Genomic DNA, 17,359 nt, shown 5'->3' with positions numbered 1-17,359 from the left:
TTACGCACCTGATTTTGGTTTTTTCTTCCTGTTACGCACGTCGACACAAACATACCCTGAACGGACAGGGGATACTACGTGATACGATACCCGTAAGAGGCGTGTCATCCGCCAAACATTAACTAAACTATACAGTTTTCAAAACTCTTACCCCTCGCAATCAATGTAAAAATGAATTACGATATTTGACTAATGGATAATTAAAAGCGATGTCTTTTTTTATTTCGATGTTTCACCGAACGTCAATGAGTATAACCCTATAGATCGATATTAGTCAAGTGAATTGGAAAAATATTGGCATTGAGCAGTTTTAGATTATATATCTTCTAGAAATTAAATCAAAGGCGGTGTGACCGAAAACCCTTGTATGGACAATTCCTAAATTGTCCATACAATCTTTACCTCCAGATGCGTATTTATGTAATACCATACTTAAATACTTCACAGGAAAATCAAGGAGTCATGGAGTTAGGAATATATGACTTACGCACTGTACAAATTAACCATCATCTGTATGAACCATATCTGGTCGTTTCAGTTTTTGCGGATTAAGTCCAGATAAATAACCATAGTGAAGTGCTGCTGCAAGCAGTTCGCTAAAAAATGATCAAAAAATCGGGTTTAAATCCCTCAAGGTCAATAGTTATTTGTTTGCTAACTTAGGACTAGCTTTCTAGAACTATATAGTTATGTAATATCAATGAATATTCCAAAATTCCCACTTTTTGCTAGGTAAAAAAACGCCATTATTGGTGCTAAAATTAAATTTAGCTGATTTATAACCGATAAAACTGCATCTCACGTTAAATTACTCGGTTTTAATCCCTTAATCTATGTCTTACTAACTGTTCCCAGTTAAGAGTTAAGAGTTCCCTGCCCTCACAGACAACTTATTCAGCAAGCCCTAAATAGTGATGGCCTCCCTGTTTCTGGGCGATAGGGAAGCGCGACCTAGGAATCGTGCCAGTTGCGTAAGTCCTGGAATAAAGAACATAGTCAATACCGTTAGCGCAGTGTATCCTCACGATAAAAGTTACTGTGCTTTACGCTTACTTAGTGTTTCTGTAAGATGAGGTAGTTTATATTGGAATTTTGAATTAATCTCAATGGCTGTATTTTCTCACATTACTGTTAAAGTTCCCGCCACGACTGCAAATTTGGGTCCGGGTTTTGATTGCATTGGTGCAGCTTTAAAGCTTTACAATCAATTTGAATTTACTACTCTCGATGTAGATGGCTTAATGATTCAAGTTTCTGGTGTGGAGGCGGAAAAGGTACAAACTGATGAGAGTAATCTTTTATATCAGGCATTTGTTAAGTTATATGGATATATAGAACAAACACCGCCATCAGTAAAAATAGAGATTAAGTTGGGTGTACCTTTATCTAGGGGTTTAGGCAGTTCCGCCACGGCTATTGTCGGCGGGTTAGTTGCAGCCAATGAATTGGCTGGTAGGCCTTTGTCTGAATTGGAGGTGATGAAATTAGCGATCGCTATAGAAGGACATCCTGATAATGTAGTACCAGCGCTATTGGGTGGTTGTCGTCTGGCAGCTACCAGTAACACAGGTTGGGAAATTAGCGATATTCCCTGGCATCGGGATATACTACCAGTAGTAGCAATTCCTGATTTTGAGTTATCAACCTCAGAAGCAAGGAAAGTTCTACCTACAGAAATCAGTCGTCATGATGCGATTTTCAATATTTCTCATTTTGGTTTATTGTTACGCGGTTTAGCAACTAATCGGGAAGAATGGTTAAAAACCGCATTACAAGATAAATTACATCAACCTTACCGTCAAGCTTTAATTCCTGGCTATGACGCTGTTAATAACGCTGCTATAGATGCTGGTGCTTATGGTATGGTAATCAGTGGTGCCGGTCCCACACTTTTGGCTTTAGTAGATACAAGCAAGGGAAAAGCAGTAGAAATAGCCATGAAAAATGCTTGGTTACAAAAGGGAATCACTTCAACTGTGCGAATACTTGACCTAGATATGCAAGGGACGACCACATTTTAAAGTTTAGATTTTGAATTTTCCATTGGTAATGGGTGATGAAAAACCAATTACCAATTACCAATTACCAATTAACAGTCATAACATAATATGGAAAAAATTCAGTCAGAAATAGTAGAACTAAAATCCCAAATCCAAGCACTCCAGCAAGAAAGGGCTATACTAACTAATAATCATGTAGAATTGGGCGAAAATGATTCACATTTAGCCATTGTTGAAGCTTATCGTCGTCAAGCTAGGGAAAATGCCCAATTATCTGCTGAACTTAAAGGCATAGATGATGCAATATCTTTCCTAGAAAAGCAAATACAACAAAGGAAAGTCTATCTAAATAGGCATTTACCTATTTCTATCCGCATATCGCAACAAGAAGCACAGCTAGAAGAAGCCAAAAAAATCGCTCAAATTCATGCAGAACGAGTTAACGAACTAGCAGGGGAACTGGCCAAAGAAATTAAACTTCTCAAAACCTGCGCTGACGAACTTAGTCCTATGTATTGGCAAGTTTACTACAAACCTTTCATCACAGGCTTTAAGACCATTTCTGTCCCCTATGTTAGATCAGATTGTCAAGTGTGGACAATTGTCAACCGTATTGTTTAAGCATCCTAAACAACCTTGTGAAAGTTTAAATTTATCCTTAGCCGGGGCATTATAACTAAAGACAGCGACTAATAGCGCTGTTTTTTTGTTGACATCACAAAAATTTACATTTAGAATAGACTTGCACCAGACTTCAGTAGGTATTTATTACTAATAAAATCCACAAAACTGGAGATGTTCACAAGAAATCATTTACAAAAGTAAAAATTTCTTAATATAATGTAAACAAAAGCAAAACCAAAAATATATTGTCAACAGTTATGAATACAATAGAACTCCCTTGGTTATCAGCCATAATTTTCCTGCCATTAGTGGCAGCCTTGGCAATTCCGATTATTCCCGATAAAGAAGGTAAAACTGTGCGCTGGTACGGTTTGTGGGTGGCAATATTAGATTTTTCATTAATTATCTGCGCTCTTTGGCAGGGTTATGACTTCCAAAGTTCAGCCCTACAACTGACAGAAAGCTATTCCTGGATACCTCAAATTGGCTTTAATTGGTCTTTGGGGGTTGATGGTTTATCAATGCCCCTGATACTATTAACAGGCTTAATTAACACACTCGCAGTATTCGCGGCTTGGAAAGTAACCAATAAGCCGCGTTTATTTTATGCGTTAATGTTGGTAATGTACAGCGCCCAATTGGGTGTATTCCTTGCCCAAGATTTGTTAATGTTCTTTTTGATGTGGGAAATTGAGTTAGTACCCGTTTATTTGTTAATTTCCATTTGGGGAGGAGCAAACCGCCGTTACGCAGCTACCAAATTTATTATCTATACCGCTGCTGCATCCATACTTATACTAGTATCTGGTTTTGCCATGGCTTTCTATGGTGATAATTTGACCTTCAACATGACAGAATTGGGAATGAAAGAATATCCCAAAGCTTTAGAACTGGCACTATATACCGGTTTCTTGATTGCGTACGGTGTCAAATTACCTATTTTCCCCTTCCATACATGGTTGCCTGATGCTCATGGTGAAGCGTCCGCTCCTGGTTCAATGATCTTAGCAGGTGTATTGTTAAAGATGGGTGGTTATGCCATAATTCGTTTTAATGTGGAAATGTTGGCTGATGCTCATATCACCTTTGCTCCTGTTTTAGTAGTTTTAGGTGTAGTTAATATTGTTTATGGTGCTTGTTGTGCTTTTGCACAAACCAACCTCAAACGCCGTTTGGCTTACTCTTCAATTGCCCACATGGGGTTTGTGTTAATTGGGATTGCATCTTATACAGAAATCGGTATCAATGGTGCTGTATTACAGATGGTTTCTCACGGTTTAATTGCTGCTAGTTTATTCTTTTTATCCGGTGTCACTTATGAACGTACTCACACCTTAATGATGGATAAAATGGGCGGTATGGCTAAAGTAATGCCAATAACTTTTGCTCTTTTTACCATGGGTGCAATGGCTTCTCTAGCGTTACCTGGTATGAGTGGCTTCGTCGGTGAATTGATGGTATTCTTGGGTTTTGCTACTAGTGATGTTTACAGTTCCGGCTTCAAAATTGTCATCATCTTTCTCTCAGCAGTTGGCGTGATTTTAACACCCATTTATTTACTTTCTATGCTGCGTCAAGTGTTCTATGGTGACAAGAATGAAGAATTGCATTTAGATGCTGTGGTTCTTGATATTAAGCCACGAGAGTTGTTTATTACTGCTTGTTTGTTAATTCCTATCATCGGCATTGGTTTTTATCCTAAGCTGATCACACAAGCTTATGATGTGAAAACAGTAGAAGTTGCGGCTCATGCTCGTCAAGTTTTACCAATTGTCGCTCGTCAACAACCTGCAAATTTGTACTCACAAATTTTCACCTCACCAACATTAGCTAGTTCCAAAATAGGGAATATAGTTGAATAATTATCAAGTCCAAAATGGCACTGTAGTAAATCTTAAACTTAAATATGAGGGGAAGGGTGCAAATAAGAAATATCCTTGATTTCTTGCAAAAGTCAAGGATCTTTATTTTTAACATATTTTTAACACTGTGTGCTTAGTAATAAGTTAGTTCTTTTGATAGATTTAAATTCCCGAATTATTAAATCATTTGGGAATATTTACCATCCTAAACGTTTAATAATATCGGTAACATTAATAACAGATGCCACCAATTTATAACAAAATATTTCCTCACTGTGAAATTGAGGTTGAAAAGGTTCACTTAAACTAATTGTTAATCTAAATTGATCAGGTTCAAAATTTTTCAAGTTGAGTTTTTCGATTACCTCTTCACAGGAATATATTCCCTCTTCTAAAAAACCAAGTTTGTCTATCCACACTGGATCTGTGATTGGTAAATCATAAAAATTACCACATAAATAAAAAAGACATCTGTAAGTCTTCTTATGTGAAGAATTATATTTAACTTGCCATTTTAATTCTTCTGGATTTATCATTGTTAATGAAGATCTAATCGGGGATATCTCTAAATCTTGATAACGGATACGTTTATCGAAATTACCTAATAACCTAGGTTGAGAAGAATTTTTTTGAATTTCTGGTTTAATTAATTCTCGGACTTGTTCTAAAGTAGCCTGTCCTAAAATCTGCCATTTATAACTATAATGAATGAGATAATTTTCAGGTTGATGACATTTTGGTTCATATCTAAGAAAAGGAATTTTCACAACATCAAATAATTGTACTTCTCTACCATCTCTCACTGTGTAGTGTTCTGGATATAGAGTTCCATCTTTTTTATTAGAAACTGGCCGTAACCACCCTGTACCATCGGTTTTAATACCTGCAAGACAAATTCCGCCATGCTTAGTAGATTTAGCAAGACAAATAATATCAAACCACAGCATTGTTAAACTTTAATTAGCACCTTAACTAATATTATACTTAAAGATGATGAATTTTGATATTTTTTTCTAGGTTAATTTGCAAATATTCAGCCACTAAGCGACGATGACAATTATGGGGTTTTAACTCGCTACACAATAAACAACTTTTATCTATGATATCTATAGATAACTTCCTTTCAATTTGTCGCTGTGTCATCAGTTGATTAAATTTCTGCTCATAGCTATCCCAAGTTATTTCTTTCTTCTTATAAGCATCCAAAATATCTTTAGTGGGCGCTAAATCAAGAATATGGATATATTCAATTCCACCAATTTTCTGGAGAAAATATTGTAAATCAGGCTTTTTCGCAAATCCCGCAAGTTGGGAAACATTATTTAAACGAGTATCAATAACTCGCTTCACACCTGCTTTTGTTAAGGTCTCGAAAAACTGCTCGGCTTTTTTTTGTGTGAAGCCAATAGTAAATAAATTAACTTGTTTAATCATCATCTGTTGTTTCTGTATAAGCTACTTTTTCACTTTGTAATTGATATGCTTTTTCTACTAATTCGGCACGGGAAAGAGGTTTTTCTAGGGTTTGTATGGGTGGGAAATCAAGTTGCAAATCAAATAGAGAAAGCTGTTTAACAGGACTTGGCAAATCAGCGGACAATTTAGCGGACAATTTATATAAATTATTCTGTTTTAATACCCTATTTTCTAAATCTTCATTTGATTCTAAATCTCCATTTTTATGAATATGGTGAATTTCTAAACCAGCATTTTTTAAATGTGGACAAATTAAAATAGCTCGATGACAAACAATGGGGTCTTGTTCTGCACACATTAAACTAATTTGATATTTTTCTGAGCCTTGAATTAGACGATTTAAGCCGATTTTAAAAGCTTCTGTGGCAGCAATTAAATCATAACGAGCCATACCATTTATATAACAGTTTCTATCACGGGGACGAGCGCCTAAGTTATCTCCCAGGGGAACATAAGCGATATTTACGGTTTTTAGGGCTGTTTTTAAAGCTGATTGATTAAACTGAGGAAATCGGCGACTATAAGGACTAGAACGCACGTCTGCTAAGGCTGTTACTTGATGTTGATGTAACAGTTCGATAAATGTTTCAATTGTATGATTGGAATGTCCAATAGTGAATATTTTCATAATTATTTTTTATCCAGAAATAATACTTATAATAATTTTTACAAGTTTTGATAAATTTTCTGGAACTCGATAGCGTTTGTGGTCTTGAGTTATTTGCCGATTAATTTTCGACTGCCATCTGATTGTAACATAAATTATGTTGTTTGAAAGCTCTATTCTAAAAATTACGGCATCAGCTTGAATAACCCCAACTTTTTGCAAAAGTCGGGGTTATGTTTTAGGAATTACTTGTATAAACCTTAATTCCATGGAGTAATAGACCTAAACCCCATCCTAACATGGGGTAAATTGCCCAAAAATATCCGGGACTAACTACTAAATTTAATAGCACTAAAAAACCATTGATTGCCATAAAAGCAAATAGGTGTGATTTAAATTCTTTTCGTTGTTGACTATGAGACATTTGTTCTTTTTTCACTTCTACGTTATTTTTTAACCATTCTTGTTCCGCTGCTTGCAAAGATTTTGAAGAAACACCTAATTCTGAGGCTATTTCTATTATTTGCTCTCTTGTATATTCTCCTTGTTGCTTACGTTTAAAAGCTACTTCGAGAATTTGCTGCATTTCTTCTGAATTGTAAGTCATTATCTCTACCTAAAATGGTCAAAAAATACTTGTGAGAGTTGCTTTTGCAACGGTAGCTACACAATGATTAAAAATATTTGTCTGTTGTTATGGACTGTTGAAAAACATATTTTATATCTGAAAAAATGATTTATATAGTATTTAAAAACACAAATGTAGATGCAGGTCAAAATATCAAGTAAATAATCAGTGATGAAAGTGACATAATTTGATAGAATCGAAAAGAATATAGGTCTAGTTTACACAACCAAAATGACGAATGACTAATCATCAATCTACCAAACGCTTACCTAATCAACGCTGGCAAATTGCCGCATTAAATCCAGAATTAGCCGAAAAATTGGCAAATTTAACGAATACTTCCCCCATTATCGGCCAATTATTAATTAATCGGGGCATGGAAACTCCCGAAGATGCAAAGATATTTTTAGAACCTGAATCTCTGATTTTACCTTCTCCTCTGGCAGAATTTCCCGATTTAGCTGCTAGTGTGGAATTATTAGAAATAGCGATCGCCAATAATGATAAAATAGCTATTTGTGGTGACTATGATGCAGATGGTATGACCAGCACTGCATTACTATTAAGAAGTCTTAGGGCTTTGGGTGCTGATATTGATTATGCTATTCCTAGTCGAATGCACGATGGTTATGGGATTAATAACCGCATTGTCCAAGAATTTTACGATGAAGGTGTAAAACTAATTCTAACTGTAGATAATGGCATTTCTGCTGTTGAACCTATTACCAAAGCCAGAGAATTAGGTTTAAAAGTTATTATCACAGATCATCATGATATTCCAGAAAAATTACCTCCAGCTAATGCAATTCTCAACCCAAAACTAATAGCTGAATCTTCTCCCTATCGAGGTGTGGCCGGTGTGGGTGTGGCTTATATTTTAGCAGTTTGTCTAGCACAACAGTTAGGGGAAATTAAAGGTTTAGTTCAACCACTTTTAGCTTTATTTACTTTGGGAACTATTGCTGATTTAGCCCCTTTAACGGGTGTAAATCGTCGCTGGGTAAAACGGGGTTTAAAATTATTACCAAAATCTAATTTACCAGGGATACAAGCATTAATTCAAGTTGCAGGAGTGCAAGCTAGTGAAGGAGAAAAAAACCAAAATTCCAAATCTTTAAAACCGGAAGATATTGGTTTTCGATTAGGACCGCGAATTAATGCTATAGGTAGAATTGGTGATCCACAAGTTGTCATTGATTTACTGACAACTGATGATTTTAGTATCGCATTAGCTAAAGCTATTCAGTGTGAACAAACTAATACTCAACGTCAGCAAATATGTGAAGAAATTGAACAAGAAGCTATTTCTATGGTTGAGGATTTATATATAAACTCTTTACAAAAAGACCGCGTATTAGTTATTATCAAAGATAATTGGCATCATGGTGTCATTGGTATTGTGGCTTCTCGTTTACTAGAACGTTATGGTGTGCCGGTGTTTATTGGTACTTATGAAAATCACAGCATAATTCGCGGTTCAGCGCGGGGAATTGCTGAATTTCATGTATTTGCGGCTTTAGATAGTTGTCGGGATTTATTAGGTAAATTTGGAGGACACAAGGCTGCGGGAGGATTTTCTTTACCAGCGGAAAATTTACCAGAATTTCGATTGCGGTTGTCGGAATTTGCAAATAGATGTTTAGAAATTCAACATCTCAAACCTCTTTTGAAAATTGATACTCAAGTGAATCTTCACGAAATTAATGAGGATCTTTTGCAACAATTAAATATTCTCCATCCCTGTGGTATTGATAATTCAGACCCTATATTTTGGACTCCTAATGTCCAAGTGATTGCACAAAAAATTGTTGGTAAGGGTCATATTAAATTAACTGTAGTTCAAAATATTGATAATAACTTGGTGGAAATTAAAGGGATAGCATGGCGCTGGGGTGATTATTTTCCTTTACCGTCAAGATTAGATATTGCTTACAAATTACGGGAAAATAACTTTAATGGTCAAATTAATCTTGAACTTGAGTTAATTGGTGCAAAACTTCCAAATCATATTCTCAAACTTTTCACTAATTCATCAAATTTATCAGCGGTGAGTTTTGAATATCAACAGCGTCAATACACTTGTGGAATTTATGAAAATGGTATGGGTAAAGAATTAAGGGTCAAAAATTCCGAAGGTCAGGTTTTAGTGATGCGGCCAGATGATAAATTTGGTCTGTTAGGTTTCAACCGCGAAAATGCTGCACAGGTAAACTTATCTCAACCTATATATGAGGGAATTATTGAAAAGGCAATCCAGGCTTTATCAACCTGTGCTATGAGTTAAAGATTAAAAACTGTTTGAAGCGGGGATTTAACCCCGATTGTTATCAATGGGTAATGGTGATTAGATAAACTCTTACTTATTACCCATTAACTAATTTACAGGTTGCCGTTGCGAAATGCTAGGATAAAGATGACTATGGGACCTGAAATCACAATTAATCCCACGCAAGTCAACTGTAAGACAACTTCCCAATTGATGTTAGCTAAAATGTCCATTTTTTCCTCCCAATGATTTAATGGTTTAAAAAGATTTAATAATTTCATAGCCAAACCCGTAATTTATCATATCTTTTTAGGGGATCTAAAATTTAATTTAGTTCACAAAATTATAGAAAAAGTCATAAAAAAGTAAAATAGCAGCAATAGCAGAAGGTTAAAAATATGGCTACTTGGCAATGTATATCTCAGTGTGGGGCTTGCTGTAACTTAACACCAGCGGATCGTCCAGACTTAGAAGAGTATCTTTCACCACCGGATTTAGAACTTTACCTCAGTATGATAGGTGAAGGGGGATGGTGTGTAAATTATGATCATGGTACAAGGGAATGTAAAATTTATCCTCACCGTCCTCGGTTTTGTCGTGTAGAAGCAGAAACCTTTGCAGAAATGTATGGTATTGAAGCAGAGGATGTAAACGATTTTGCGATTGACTGCTGTCGTCAGCAGATTGAAGGAGTTTATGGCGATCGCAGTTTAGAACAAATCCGTTTTGATCAAGCTGTGGGTTTTTGATTTAATTCATATAGGTATTCTCTCATTGTGTTTTTGAGCGTAGTAATCAATGGGAGATTCACTTTCATATATCTAAATTTTGTTACTGATTACAAAGTTTCTATGCTGTCCCATATATCTAACAATAATTTCAAGCTAGATAAATGATTCATTGATTCACATCGCTTTTTTAACGCATCTAGATACTTTTTATCCGCTACAACCTTTGGATTTTTCTTACTATAAGACAAACCAAATCGTCTGAGATATTCTTGGAGATAACGTTCATGAAATTTCGCTTTTGTCCCAAAAATATATCCAGGTGGACATGAAGACATTTCTTCAGGATCATTGACCAAAATATCGTAATATGCCTGAAAATCAGATAAAACTTGAGAACTTACAATTGAACTATATTCGTTAGGAATTTCTGCATTACCTAATGCCCATGTTTCAAAACAGCAATGCTGAATTATTATATGAATCTCTGTTTTTGAGCTATCTATATTGCAGCCTGACTTGAGATCATCAAGTTTAGATTTCACTTCATGAAAACGATCTGTATAAGAATTTTCTTCAGAGTCAATACATATAAAAAAATGATTGACATTGCCGAATTTTACTATATCAATTAAACAGGCTTCCAGTCGAGAAACTCCTGGATATTGCTTAGGCTTACTCACCATATTTGGATAGCCGTCCCCTGCAATAATTCGACAAGTATTTATTGTCATATCTTCAGGTCGGACAACAAAAGTTAAGCTAGGAAATAAATGTTGTAACCATGCTTTATATACTTTTGGTTCAGTCTTTCCCCCCTCTACTAAAAATAAAAGATTCACTCGGAAAATTCCTCCCAGTCAAGTAAATTAATTAATTGAGTAAACTTATCTAAGCTAGATGCTGTGTTCAGTTCTGGAATATCTGGAGCTTTTCTGACTCTGACTTTGTTTCCAGATTTATTAACTATTTGCCAATTATCCCAAGGAATATTATTGATAATATATGGATGATGGCTAGTAAGTATAAACTGTATGTCTGAGGATTTATCAAGGATAAAATCTGTTAATTCAGCCATACAGTTAATTCCTAAACTGTTCTCAAATTCATCAATTAAAATTACTGACTCTTCAGGAGCAGTAATTACTTCAATTAAAAAAATTAAAGTACGAAACATACCGGATGAAATTCGCTGTTGAGGAATCCAGTCTTCTACACCGTTCTCCTGAATTTCCAAGAATAGCCTAAAATCACCATCTGAGGTTCTCTCGCTACTAACTCTCACATCGTTAACTTCTGAAAAAACATCAATATAATACTCTTTAATTTCATTGAAATCATCTGGCAAAAATTTCTGCAAACAAAAAGACTTTATGACTGGCAAACTCAAACTACCAGTAAAAATTTCTTTAAACCTGGAAATATTTATTTTATCAGAAAATTCTTCTAGTTTATTAATAATTTGAGTCAGATCATCATAATCAGCCTTAAGCATAAATCTCTGAGTCTCAGCAGTTTCAAAGTTGAATATTAATCGTCTAAATGCTTGAAGGACTGGAATAATTAAATTTTCTTCTGAAAGAAGAGTAATTGCACTTTCAGTTCTTTTTAATTTAGGTAATTTTTCGTTATTGAATTTTGAATCTGAAATAGTACGGATAAGTATCTCCAGTTCAGAATCATCATCATATCGAACTAATTTTTCATAAATAATTTCAGTCTGTTCCGACTCATTGACATTTAGAAATATTTCTTCTTTCTTGCTTGAGGAACTTTTTAACTCCCACCTATAATTTTGTCCTAAATGAGAGAAATTGATACTCCATTCCAAATCATCTAAATTACGATTTACACCTTTTGCAGTATCACAAATTAAATTAAGTGCTTTTAAAATTCTTGTCTTTCCAACTCCAGAACCACCGACAAGTAAATTTAGACTCTCAAATTTAACCTCCTGAATGTGCCAATTTTCTTTATTATTACTGAATTTAAAACTCTGTATTTTCATATTTCTTACTTTTTTTAACAAATAATTATATAGAGAATCTAAAAGAATTTCTGACATGAATATCTTCAATTCGCTCTATATCCGGTATTTTAGCGCCCAAAGTTGTGATAAGAGATTTTATTTTAGATTACTTTTTAATATCATTAACGCATATTCTCATTAGTATTCTTCATGCAAAAAATTAATGCTACTATTTGCTTACTATTGCATCTTGATAAATAAAAGTACAGCAATAAGCGATCGCAGTTTAGAACAAATCCGTTTTGATCAAGCTGTGGGTTTTTGATTTAATCAGGTTGCAATTTATGACAACAATATGAGAAAATGAAAGGAATATGAAAATAACTGAAAGACAAAACTAACGACCGTGAAAATTGATACTGCACCATTCAGCATTCCTAAATTATCTGCAACCGAAAACCAGTCACATCAGACTATAGTTAAGGATGATCCCAAAAGCAAAACATCTGTATTTATGGTCTTTGGGACAACCTTTATCACGATTTTTCTCGCGGAAATTGGTGATAAAACTCAACTTTCCACCCTGTTAATGAGTGCAGAATCTCATGCCCCTTGGGTAGTTTTTCTTGGTTCTGGCGTAGCATTAATTACTACTAGTTTATTAGGAGTATTATTAGGTGGTTGGATTTCTACGAAACTCAGCCCTAAAACTGTTGAAAAACTAGCCGGTGTCATGTTGCTACTAATTTCCCTGATGTTGGTCTGGGATGTCATTCGGGGTTAATTTTTGTAATATTGTCAAATATTGTATTGTCAAATATTGTCAACCGAGGAAAATATGGACTGGAATCTTTTAGGACTGAGCTTTGTGACAGTGTTTTTATCAGAATTAGGTGATAAGAGTCAGTTAGCAGCGATCGCTCTTTCTGGACAAGGACAATCTCGAAAGGCTATATTTTTTGGTACAGCGGGTGCTTTAGTCTTAACTAGCCTCTTGGGAGCATTGGCTGGTGGTGCGGTGTCTGAATTTTTACCTACACGCATTTTAAAAGCGATCGCTGCCATTGGATTTGCGCTTCTCGCTATCCGTCTACTCTTACCTAACACTGATGAGGCTTAAATTTCCCGCCAACACCAATTTAAAAGTATACCTCCTGCTATGACCTTAAAGGCCTCTAGCAGGAAGTAACCGCTGTGTAATAAGTTCATAATTGCTGGGACTGGATCACTAGGGAGTAAGCTGAAATTAGCTCCTAGAGCGCACATTTGGGGAGTTAAGAAATAAGTATCTAGTAATGCTACTGTTAACAATATTCCAGATAATGCAATACTACCCAAGCGCCAATGAGATTGAGTTTTGCTAATAGCCAATACAGAAGTTAAAACCACAGTAGCGGCTAATAATTCTAGGCGATTGAAATTCCAAAAAACTACATAACCTGCTACAGAAAAACTAGCTTCGTTCATCATGCCGGCAAAGTAAAGACTAGGCATAATTACCCAATCTAAAACCAGACTAGCACTCAGCCAAAAGCCCAAGGTCAAGAGAATGGCTATTTGCCAAGTTGAGCGTTTAAATTCCAGATTAGAAATAGCGTTCATAAAAATAATTGCTTTGTTGTATTCCTAGTATCTAACCAAGAGAAGAATTTGACAACAAATATAAATTAACTGTTACAAACAAAAAATTCTAGTTATTAAAGGAGTTGCAGACAGATTTGTTAACAAATTTAAAGTTTTATTAAGAAATAATTGAGAATAGCAATATTTATTTATTGGTTATTTATTGGTTATTTATTGGTTATTTATCGGTTAGTCGTAAGGATTCAGACAAGGGGTAAAGCCATCGGTATTTTTTAATTATTTATTAATAATTCTTACCAGAAGTAAAATAGTATTTTCATGTAGAATCAGGTTTGACATAGGATTCAGATTTGATTTTGCAAATATACGTAGGCTGGGCAATACTCTATCAACACCACCGAATATTGTGCAGAAATCATTTAAGATGCCTATAAAAAATTTCAAGTAGGGAATGATTAATCATGAAAAATTGGCAGCACAAATTATTTGTAGGCTTACTTTGTTGTGCATTTTTAGTTTTTGGATGGCAAAATAGGGTATTAGCTGAAGGAATGAATAGCTATAATACACCCGCATCAAAAACTCAATTAGCCCAATTAGAAGTAACTCAAAATGTCTATGACTATCTGTTGCAATATCAACCAGAAACTTATAATTTGCTCACAAAAACATTAGCAGATAGTATTGAAGATGCCAAAGAACCATTAGCAGATGAAGTAGTGAATAATCTTTGGGCTTTGTCTGCAAATAATCCACAAATCAAATCAAGAGAAAATAATGGCAAAATAGAATATTTGATGTCAACTTGGAAATATACAAGTAATCCCACTACAGACTGGCCAATAGGTGCAAAAAAACTGCTACCTTATCAAACTTGGTTTACAGCAGTACCACAGGTTAAAGAATTTTGTCAAAAATATCAAGCAACTGATAGCAATATTCCTGATCATATTGAACTTTCATTGAGATTACAACAGTATTTGGGGTTAATTTTGAATAAGTATTCTACCAAAACCCATTTTGTGGAAATGTGGGTAAAAGGAGAAGATCTAATGAGACCATGTATTGATGGAGAAATTAACGATTCTAGTTGCGATCTTTTACCTTTACCTGTTCCTGATAATAGTCCTGTGGTCAAGACAATATACACCAATTCCTATAGCAATGCTAAAAAAGAATATTATCCCTGGTCTGGTTTAGGTTATACCTATGACTGGGGAAATCCTCAACAACCCCATCAAGGACCAAGTGAATTTATCATTAACCCGACTCCAGAAAAACCTGTAGAGGTGGAAGTTGTTTCTGTCACACCAACCCAAAAATATTGTCAGCATCAGATTCTACAGTAAAGTTTTTGTTAAATAGCAAATAACTTACAGCGGATTATCATCAGGGTGAGGTACAATTTGGGCGGGCAAGATGCCCGCACCACAACTGCTATATTACCCTGGCTGTAGCTATACAGATAAAACTCATTTATCCATAATTGAATTTTAATGTTGATAATTTGAGAATTATATCTGCTCATAATGGGTATTTATTCCTGTTGTATCTTCATCGAAAAAAACTACAAAAATTAGAATTTAAAATTAGTAAGATATTAAATCAGTCTGGGGAATGATGGCTAAATGATTAACATTTATCTAGGAAATCAACTAATACTGTATTTTGCTAATTAAGCCCTGATAATTGGAGGTGAGAAGCAAGAATTTGTAGTAGAAACTACTAAATATAAAAATCTTTAAAAATCTGACAGATTGATAGATTGATAAATGCTTAATCTCATAATCAACTCAATCTTTTATCCGGTATGGGCTAAATCAACATTGAAAACTTAAATAGAGTTGAAAGTTTTCAGAAAGTGAAAATAGTCATGAATAATACAAAAGAACGCAAGTCTGCTCAAAAGAAGCAGTCCTTTTCTCCAGTTGATATTGGAACTCCTCAAGTACCAGTCCGTAAAATCAAAAGTAAAAATCAGCAGTCTGAATTACTCAGTGACTGGGAACACGCAAGTTAATTGATCAGGTGGTTTGATTAGCCTTTAAACTGTCTAAACTAGAATTTGGGCAGATTTTTTTGGTGATGATCATGATTTAAGATAGTAATGGCATAAGGTAGGGTAAGCCTGGGTGAAGAAAAGTAGATTTTTCATGATTTACAGTCACACATAAGAAGATCATATCCAATCACATCACACAAGTTGATCACAGAAATTAAAGAAATCAGACAAATCATAGTTCAGATTATGTTACCATTTGTCAATCGGTAGAAGATCAGGGTTATAAAAATGCAAAATGGCGACCAAAATCTGATTATTTTGATGATTTATATACTTACCGTCTATTGGACATTTAATCGCATGATTGAATCTATAGACGATATAGTTAAAGTTGATTTCCAAAAAGGTGCTGTTGATAATCAATTAAAAGAACAAAATCTTCAGGAGACAGTGGGTATTTCTTTTAAAACAGGTACTTATGGTTTAGATAAAGTGCAAGATGATTTAAAAGAATTATCCATGAGTATTGAAAATAAATCAGACAGTATTGCTATATATGTTGACTGGGATAATAGTTCTTTTGTGGTTGAACATAGCAAGCAGTCGCGGCGGGTAATTCGCAAATCTCCTGACTTAACCCGGGATTTAGCTATACCCCAAGTGCCGACAATTATCGCCCCTAAAAAGACAATTTCTGAAAATGTCACCGCTGAAGATGTTTTTCAAAGAGATAAAGAATCAGGAGTCTATAAACCAGCTTCACCTTTAATCAATGTAGCGGGAGTTAAAGGGAATAAAAAGTTATACAAAGACTTTTTAGATGGTAAAAAAAATTTAGAATTTTCCTTACAACTTGTATTGCGAATTTCAGAAATGAGAGTCGGTATAGCACCGGGAATAAATGTTCCCCCAGTGTCAATTATTAATTGTCCTTTTACTATTAAAAAACTCCCTTGGACCTACGCCTTACCTTGGAATAAAAAGTAATCTAGGAATACCCCCGACTGCTTGAAAAAATCAGGGATCTGAGTCTTGCGATTTTCATGTAATTAAAAGTAAACTAGAGAAAGGGGGAGAGTAGGCGTAGGCAGTTGCAGATTAGTCATTCAGACTGGTTTGAGGAAAGTCCGGGCTCCCGAAAGACCAAACTTGCTGGATAACGTCCAGTGCGAGTGATCGTGAGGATAGTGCCACAGAAAGATACCGCCAGTCAATTTATTGGTTGGTAAGGGTGCAAAGGTGCGGTAAGAGCGCACCAGCAGCGTCGAGAGGCGCTGGCTCGGTAAACCCCGGTTGGGAGCAAGGCCGGAGGAACTACGGTTGGTCTTTTACCGGTTCCGCTGAAAAAGAGCCGCTAGAGGTGTTTGGTAACAAGCATCCCAGATAGATAACTGCCCTCGCAAGAGAACAGAACCCGGCTTACTACCGACTCTCTCTTTTTAAGCGAATTATGGATTTTTTATTTTCCATAGTTCGTTTTTTCACAATGATAGATTTAAGTTTTTTTTGGGTAAAGGCGATCGCTCTATCATAGCTCTATGATAATTAACTATAGATATAAACTGGACGGATACTATGCGGACAATTATTAGAAGCAGCCCAAAGAGATTTGA

The 17,359-nt window shown here is 35.2% G+C and carries 18 protein-coding genes and 1 other RNA gene; 11 read left to right on the top strand and 8 right to left on the bottom strand.

Annotated elements, in window-relative coordinates:
* The first annotated feature begins 1,106 nt into the window (after nucleotides 1–1,106).
* The 3 genes from thrB to H6F62_RS09420 all read left to right on the top strand — a co-directional run bounded on the left by thrB (nucleotide 1,107) and on the right by H6F62_RS09420 (nucleotide 4,486).
* Nucleotides 1,107–2,021, top strand: coding sequence for a homoserine kinase (thrB, locus tag H6F62_RS09430; protein WP_137907483.1), 915 nt, complete (start codon nucleotides 1,107–1,109; stop codon nucleotides 2,019–2,021).
* 87 nt (nucleotides 2,022–2,108) lie between these two features.
* Nucleotides 2,109–2,621, top strand: a complete 513-nt coding sequence (locus tag H6F62_RS09425) for a hypothetical protein (protein ID WP_137907482.1) — start codon at nucleotides 2,109–2,111, stop codon at nucleotides 2,619–2,621.
* Between the two features lie 260 nt (nucleotides 2,622–2,881).
* Nucleotides 2,882–4,486 (top strand): NAD(P)H-quinone oxidoreductase subunit 4, encoded by a 1,605-nt coding sequence (locus H6F62_RS09420; RefSeq protein WP_190371881.1) that lies wholly within the window; start codon nucleotides 2,882–2,884, stop codon nucleotides 4,484–4,486.
* Nucleotides 4,487–4,683: 197 nt separating this feature from the next.
* On the opposite strand, the gene H6F62_RS09415 is transcribed toward H6F62_RS09420, so the two are convergent.
* The 4 genes from H6F62_RS09415 to H6F62_RS09400 all read right to left on the bottom strand — a co-directional run bounded on the left by H6F62_RS09415 (nucleotide 4,684) and on the right by H6F62_RS09400 (nucleotide 7,176).
* Complete coding sequence (locus H6F62_RS09415) at nucleotides 4,684–5,433, bottom strand: hypothetical protein (RefSeq protein ID WP_137907480.1); 750 nt, start codon at nucleotides 5,431–5,433, stop codon at nucleotides 4,684–4,686.
* Between the two features lie 37 nt (nucleotides 5,434–5,470).
* The gene (locus tag H6F62_RS09410; protein ID WP_228036608.1) at nucleotides 5,471–5,923 is read right to left on the bottom strand and encodes a DUF488 domain-containing protein; all 453 of its coding nucleotides are present in this window, start codon (nucleotides 5,921–5,923) and stop codon (nucleotides 5,471–5,473) included.
* Nucleotides 5,913–6,590 carry a DUF488 domain-containing protein gene (locus H6F62_RS09405; RefSeq protein WP_137907479.1) on the bottom strand — a complete coding sequence of 226 codons (678 nt, stop codon included), beginning with the start codon at nucleotides 6,588–6,590 and terminating at the stop codon, nucleotides 5,913–5,915. The genes H6F62_RS09410 and H6F62_RS09405 overlap by 11 nt, the downstream gene beginning before the upstream one ends.
* A gap of 217 nt (nucleotides 6,591–6,807) precedes the next feature.
* The gene (locus H6F62_RS09400; protein WP_137907477.1) at nucleotides 6,808–7,176 is read right to left on the bottom strand and encodes a 2TM domain-containing protein; all 369 of its coding nucleotides are present in this window, start codon (nucleotides 7,174–7,176) and stop codon (nucleotides 6,808–6,810) included.
* Nucleotides 7,177–7,435: 259 nt separating this feature from the next.
* Between H6F62_RS09400 and recJ the strand changes: the two genes are divergently transcribed.
* A complete protein-coding gene (gene recJ, locus H6F62_RS09395; RefSeq protein WP_190371880.1) occupies nucleotides 7,436–9,481 on the top strand; it encodes a single-stranded-DNA-specific exonuclease RecJ in 2,046 nt (681 codons plus the stop codon).
* Between the two features lie 95 nt (nucleotides 9,482–9,576).
* Here the strand turns inward: recJ and H6F62_RS09390 are convergent, their stop codons facing one another.
* On the bottom strand, nucleotides 9,577–9,696 hold the full coding sequence (locus H6F62_RS09390) for a photosystem II reaction center protein Ycf12 (RefSeq protein ID WP_137907475.1): 120 nt from the start codon (nucleotides 9,694–9,696) through the stop codon (nucleotides 9,577–9,579).
* A gap of 165 nt (nucleotides 9,697–9,861) precedes the next feature.
* Here H6F62_RS09390 and H6F62_RS09385 point away from each other — a divergent pair, with 165 nt between their 5' ends.
* Entirely contained in the window at nucleotides 9,862–10,212 is a 351-nt protein-coding gene (locus tag H6F62_RS09385) for a YkgJ family cysteine cluster protein (protein ID WP_137907474.1), read from the top strand.
* Nucleotides 10,213–10,301: 89 nt separating this feature from the next.
* On the opposite strand, the gene H6F62_RS09380 is transcribed toward H6F62_RS09385, so the two are convergent.
* Both H6F62_RS09380 and H6F62_RS09375 read right to left on the bottom strand, forming a co-directional pair.
* The gene (locus tag H6F62_RS09380) at nucleotides 10,302–11,033 is read right to left on the bottom strand and encodes a hypothetical protein (RefSeq protein WP_190371879.1); all 732 of its coding nucleotides are present in this window, start codon (nucleotides 11,031–11,033) and stop codon (nucleotides 10,302–10,304) included.
* Nucleotides 11,030–12,256: an ATP-binding protein gene (locus H6F62_RS09375; protein WP_228036607.1), complete on the bottom strand. Its 1,227-nt coding sequence runs from the start codon at nucleotides 12,254–12,256 to the stop codon at nucleotides 11,030–11,032. Before H6F62_RS09375 ends, H6F62_RS09380 begins: the two co-directional genes overlap by 4 nt.
* A gap of 310 nt (nucleotides 12,257–12,566) precedes the next feature.
* Between H6F62_RS09375 and H6F62_RS09370 the strand changes: the two genes are divergently transcribed.
* Both H6F62_RS09370 and H6F62_RS09365 read left to right on the top strand, forming a co-directional pair.
* The gene (locus H6F62_RS09370; RefSeq protein WP_190371878.1) at nucleotides 12,567–12,944 is read left to right on the top strand and encodes a TMEM165/GDT1 family protein; all 378 of its coding nucleotides are present in this window, start codon (nucleotides 12,567–12,569) and stop codon (nucleotides 12,942–12,944) included.
* A gap of 54 nt (nucleotides 12,945–12,998) precedes the next feature.
* Nucleotides 12,999–13,280 carry a TMEM165/GDT1 family protein gene (locus tag H6F62_RS09365; protein WP_028090900.1) on the top strand — a complete coding sequence of 94 codons (282 nt, stop codon included), beginning with the start codon at nucleotides 12,999–13,001 and terminating at the stop codon, nucleotides 13,278–13,280.
* Here H6F62_RS09365 and H6F62_RS09360 read toward each other — a convergent pair.
* Nucleotides 13,277–13,762 (bottom strand): DUF4149 domain-containing protein, encoded by a 486-nt coding sequence (locus tag H6F62_RS09360; protein ID WP_190371877.1) that lies wholly within the window; start codon nucleotides 13,760–13,762, stop codon nucleotides 13,277–13,279. The genes H6F62_RS09365 and H6F62_RS09360 overlap by 4 nt on opposite strands.
* A gap of 443 nt (nucleotides 13,763–14,205) precedes the next feature.
* On the opposite strand from H6F62_RS09360, the gene H6F62_RS09355 reads away from it, so the two are divergent.
* From H6F62_RS09355 to rnpB, 4 genes are all read left to right on the top strand, one after another.
* Nucleotides 14,206–15,093: a hypothetical protein gene (locus tag H6F62_RS09355; RefSeq protein ID WP_190371876.1), complete on the top strand. Its 888-nt coding sequence runs from the start codon at nucleotides 14,206–14,208 to the stop codon at nucleotides 15,091–15,093.
* A gap of 524 nt (nucleotides 15,094–15,617) precedes the next feature.
* Nucleotides 15,618–15,764 (top strand): hypothetical protein, encoded by a 147-nt coding sequence (locus tag H6F62_RS09350; protein ID WP_190371875.1) that lies wholly within the window; start codon nucleotides 15,618–15,620, stop codon nucleotides 15,762–15,764.
* Nucleotides 15,765–16,034: 270 nt separating this feature from the next.
* Nucleotides 16,035–16,733, top strand: a complete 699-nt coding sequence (locus H6F62_RS09345) for a hypothetical protein (RefSeq protein ID WP_028084564.1) — start codon at nucleotides 16,035–16,037, stop codon at nucleotides 16,731–16,733.
* 86 nt (nucleotides 16,734–16,819) lie between these two features.
* Nucleotides 16,820–17,184: RNase P RNA component class A (gene rnpB / locus H6F62_RS09340), an RNA gene on the top strand.
* The last annotated feature ends 175 nt before the right edge of the window (nucleotides 17,185–17,359 follow it).

The organism is Anabaena sp. FACHB-1391 (genome assembly GCF_014696755.1).
GTDB classification, from domain to species: domain Bacteria; phylum Cyanobacteriota; class Cyanobacteriia; order Cyanobacteriales; family Nostocaceae; genus Dolichospermum; species Dolichospermum planctonicum.
Note: the sequence above shows the minus strand (reverse complement) of the source record. Positions and strands in the feature narration are given on the sequence as shown.